This is a genomic window from Psychroflexus gondwanensis ACAM 44 (assembly GCF_000355905.1).
GTDB classification, from domain to species: domain Bacteria; phylum Bacteroidota; class Bacteroidia; order Flavobacteriales; family Flavobacteriaceae; genus Psychroflexus; species Psychroflexus gondwanensis.
Map to the genome: position 1 here is coordinate 1 of NZ_APLF01000037.1, position 3120 is coordinate 3120.

4 protein-coding genes are annotated in these 3120 nt (G+C 28.7%); all 4 read right to left on the bottom strand.

Features of this window, described 5'->3' with window-relative positions:
* Positions 1-187: hypothetical protein (locus tag PGOND44_RS15975; RefSeq protein WP_040556303.1), on the bottom strand; the 187-nt coding region annotated here is incomplete at its 3' end.
* Positions 188-248: 61 nt separating this feature from the next.
* Positions 249-692 (bottom strand): hypothetical protein, encoded by a 444-nt coding sequence (locus tag PGOND44_RS14730; RefSeq protein WP_003445813.1) that lies wholly within the window; start codon positions 690-692, stop codon positions 249-251.
* 155 nt (positions 693-847) lie between these two features.
* Entirely contained in the window at positions 848-1552 is a 705-nt protein-coding gene (locus tag PGOND44_RS14735) for a hypothetical protein (protein ID WP_003445829.1), read from the bottom strand.
* A 237-nt stretch (positions 1553-1789) separates the two neighbouring features.
* Positions 1790-3094: a retropepsin-like aspartic protease family protein gene (locus PGOND44_RS15105; protein WP_003445830.1), complete on the bottom strand. Its 1305-nt coding sequence runs from the start codon at positions 3092-3094 to the stop codon at positions 1790-1792.
* Positions 3095-3120 lie beyond the last annotated feature (26 nt).

Genomic DNA, 3120 nt, shown 5'->3' on the forward strand with positions numbered 1-3120 from the left:
AGTCTTTGTAACTAACCATAGCATTGTAATGGTTCAACATATTTTTTCTTTGAGTAACATTTGTACCAGCTAAATTTCCTGTATTTTCCCATACCATTACATCACCGTATTTTTTATCTTTTGGATCCCAGAAATTATCTTTACATTCACATACGCTTACATTATTAGAAACTCCGATTTTAAACACTAAAAAACCAATTAAAACAACAAAAACAATTAATGCAATTTTAATTACCTTATTTTGAGAATTATTTTTTTGTAGAAATTAGTTCAGAATAGTTTTCTTTTTTATTATTATTTATATTGATTTTATCTTCGTTTTCAATATTATCTGTACTATTAGAAGATTTTAATTTATCGTTATTTACAATATCATTGGGAACATCATCTTTGGTTTTTAGTTCAACTTCCCTTAATATGGATAATTTGATTTTTTCATTATTATTATTTCTGTATCCCCCAAGGTCAACTTTTATAGATTTTTTTTTGTAATTAGATGATAGATTTATAAAACCATCAACTGTCCAAGAAACAACTGTATAAAATTTTGTTAGATGAGTTGTGTACTGAAATTCTACTTCATTATCAGATATAGAAATAGGTTTCCAATTCAATTTTTTGCCAGAGTTGATGATTGTTTCTTTTAAGTTTTCATCAGTTATAATTTTGAAGCTTTCTTTTAGATCTTTCATTTTTTTAATTTTTTGATACGTTGTAAATTTTTAACTTGCCCATAACGTTGTTGTATATGGTTTGTTGCGTGTTTTAAGCAACTAATTTAGTAAATAATTACCGACCAAGAAAGTCCGCGAGGACTTTCGTAAGTAGGCGAGAAGCCAGCAATAAATTATATACGGTGTTGTGCGTTCGTTTTTATTTTTCTGTCAATTTCATCTAATTCCTCAAGCGTGTGAAATCCATCATCTCCTTTTTTCGTTAATCTCGTTGTTGTTTTTCCAGCAGACCAAAATATAAAATCCAATTTTTTCATTTCGGATAACTTATTGTCTTTAAAAACTTGGTCAAAAAGTCCAATTGTTTCTGGTAGAAGATTTTGGTTAATTATTTTATCGTAACCATTTTGAATTTTTTCGAGTTGGTCTAAATATTTATCCAATTTAATTTCAAATTCCGATTGATATGGTCTTGACATAGAAAACATTTTCGCAACTTCGCTGTCGTAAATTGGCATTTTGTCGTCAATTGTATTCAACATCTTTGTTGCAAATGAAAACTGCAAAGTGTTTTGTCCTTTTCTGTTCGGAAACGAGTAAAGTCTGCGTAATACTTTTTCAAAGTCAAATTGTTTTTCGTTCCGATTTTGTTCCAATATTTTAAAATACTCTTTTTTAAATTCAGGCGTAAGACCAGCGTTGTCAATTCGGTAAAAACTCCTAAAAACAAATTGAAATAGATAATTTTCATTAACATTCGATTTCTTAAATTCGGTTTTTAGGAAATTATAAACATCGACACTTTCTTGGTCAATATTTTCAATTATTTCAGTCGAATTGTTTTCAATATAGTCAGTTATTTCTTGTATTTTTTTCATTAATTTTCCTGAATTTTCAATTTTAGTACGATTTTTTTTAAATGACGCACAACGGATTTGTATAAGAATAGTAGGGCGGAAAAAAAGCGACTACCATTCGGATGAACACAAGCCGAATTTTTAAATTTTTCTTGTTATTTTTTTGTTCAATAAGCCAAATTTAAAAATTAGGCGACTTCGCAAAAGTGCGATTACTATTGGATTAAACACTCATTGCCCTATTGTTTTTATACGTTGTTACCCATTGTATTTTTGCACGAACTTAATGAATAGTTCTTTATTCAAAGGATGTTTTAATTTTTGATAATCCTGTATCTTAATTAAACGAATTACATTATATTTTTTGCTATCGGCATCAATAATCTTATAATCAAATTTAATTTCCGAATAAACATTCAACGCATTATATGCAGACTTGCTATTTACTATATAATCTAAAACTGCAAAAGAAATAAAATCTGCAAATTCATTTATGACAATACCATCCTTTTCTATTTTATAAGCGAAAGAAAAAATTAATGCCTTATTTTCTGTTCGTGCAGATGCATTTAAATTGTTAAATGTTGTATTGACTAAATCATTTAGGCTTTTAGCCACTTCGTTTCTCAAATCATCTTGTGCACTACGAGTTCTGTTGATATCACTTACCGTAAGGTCTGGTAGGCTTTCTTTAACAAATAGTTTTGGTGTGTAGAATACCCCAACTTGAAAATCAGACTGAATATTCATAATAATTTCGTAATCTTCTTTATCCCATTTTGAGATTTTGCTCATTTTATTATCCGCAGAGCCATATTGATCAGTAAACTTATCTTGCATCAAATGATAAAATGTTTCTGATTTTTCTCGTCTTATTTCGGCACTTTTATCATTAAATCTTTTGGTTAATCCAACCATAACTATTTTACCTGTATTATCAAAAATTACACTTTGTTTATCAAATTCCAAATCCATAAATTCGTGCTCTTCCGAAATATTTAAAGCTTCAAACGGAATTCCGATAATCGGTTTGGCATCTTCTAAATTTGCACGGCTTAAACCAAAATCTTCAATTGATTTGGTTAAATCAATATTTAGAAATTCATAAACATTTCTACTCTCTTTAGGATAAATCCGTAAAATATCATTTTCAATTTCAAACCTGCCAAATTTTGATAAGGCAGATTGCCCAAAAAGTAAAGGCGCATTTGCATTATCCATAACTGTCGCACTTACATTTTGAATATATAAATCTTGTATTTTAATTTCTTTGACTATAATTTGCGTTCCCTCTATAATTGAGCCGTCTGCTGTTTGGTATTTTTGACTACCAATAATATCGTCTTCTTTCAATAATCCTTGTTTAGCAAGAAAGTTGGCTTCTGTTTTAGATATAGAAATGTCAGAGGCTCCAGTATCTAATATGAATTTCATTTCAATTCCGTTTACTTTACAAGGAATTTCATAAACTCCATTAACTTTTTCCATTCGCACGAATGTTTGAGAAAATATTGGTTGAAGAGTTAAAAATACCAATGCTGTAAAGAGAATGTTTTTATTCATCGCAATTTTTTTTTAATATAATGGGT